1 protein-coding gene is annotated in these 1355 nt (G+C 70.8%); it reads left to right on the top strand.

Going from position 1 to position 1355, the window contains the following annotated elements:
* Positions 1 to 45: 45 nt before the first annotated feature.
* Positions 46 to 1355, top strand: a 1310-nt coding sequence (locus AB0J71_RS49960; protein ID WP_364421491.1) for a M4 family metallopeptidase, incomplete at its 3' end; no start/stop codon positions are given.

The following is a 1355-nucleotide window of genomic DNA, read 5'->3' as shown; positions in this document are numbered from 1 at the left end:
GACGAGGCCTACAGCCGCCGCAGTGTCACTCCCGGCGCCGGTGACATGTTCTACGTCGCCTACGACCGCACCTACAAGGGCCTGCCCGTGATCGGCGGCGACGCCGTCGTGGTCACCGATGCCGCCGGCAACGTCCGCGACACCGTCTCGGCCACCGGCCCCACCACGCGGGACGTCGCCACCAAGGCCACCGTCTCGGCGGCTAAGGCCGCCGCCACCGCCAAGGGCCGCCTGTCGCGCGTCGACGACAGCACCGCGCCCCGCCTGGTCGTGCTGGCCAAGGACGCGGCGCCGAGGCTGGCCTGGGAGGTCAAGGTCTCCGGCCTGGCCGCGGGCAAGCCCAGCGTGCAGAACGTCTACGTCGACGCCCGCAGCGGCGCTGTGGCCGACGCCGTGGACCTGGTCCGTGAGGGCAGCGGCAACGGCTTCTACTACGGCCAGGTCACCATCAACACCAGTGGGTCGGGCAGCTCCTACTCCATGACCGACACCACCCGGCCCGGCATCTCCTGCGGCGGGCAGGGCGGCTCGCCCTACACCGGCACCGACGACGCCTGGGGCAACGGGTCGGGCACCAACCTGGAGACCGCCTGCGTGGACGCCCTGTTCAGCGTCCAGCGCGAGTGGGACATGCTGCGTGACTGGCTCAGCCGCAGCGGCATCGACGGCAGCGGCCGCGGTTTCCCCGCCCGGGTCGGGCTGGCCGACGTCAACGCCTACTGGAACGGCAGCTACACCAACTTCGGTCACAACCAGGCCAACACCCAGCAGGCCACCCCCATCGACGTGGTGGCCCACGAGTTCGGCCACGCCATCTTCCAGACCACTCCCGGCGGCGCCGGGTCGGGCAACGAGAACGGCGGCATCAACGAGGGCACCGGCGACATCTTCGGCGCGCTGACCGAGGCCTACGCCAACAACCCCAACGACCCGCCGGACTACCTGGTGGGCGAGGAGGTCGACCTGGTCGGGCAGGGCCCGATCCGCAACATGTACAACCCCAGCGCGCTGGGCGACCCCAACTGCTACTCCTCCTCCATCCCCAACACCGAGGTGCACTCGGCGGCCGGGCCGCTCAACCACTGGTTCTACCTGCTGGCCGAGGGCAACAACCCCGGCGGTGGCAAGCCGAGCAGCCCGATCTGCTCCGGCGGCCCGTCCTCGGTGACCGGCATCAGCATCCAGAAGGCCGGCAAGATCTACATGGGCGCCCTCAACCGCAAGACGTCCTCCTGGCGTTACGCCAACATCCGGTCGGCCTCGGTGGCCGCGGCCATCGAGCTGTACGGGGCCAACAGCGCCGAGTGCAACAGCACCAAGGCCGCCTGGAGCGCCGTCAGCGTCGCCGCCGCCTC

It is taken from the genome of Nonomuraea sp. NPDC049637 (assembly GCF_040675235.1).
Classification (GTDB): Bacteria; Actinomycetota; Actinomycetes; order Streptosporangiales; family Streptosporangiaceae; genus Nonomuraea.
The sequence above is the reverse complement of the archived record's forward strand: the minus strand, read 5'-3'. Positions and strand labels throughout refer to the sequence as shown.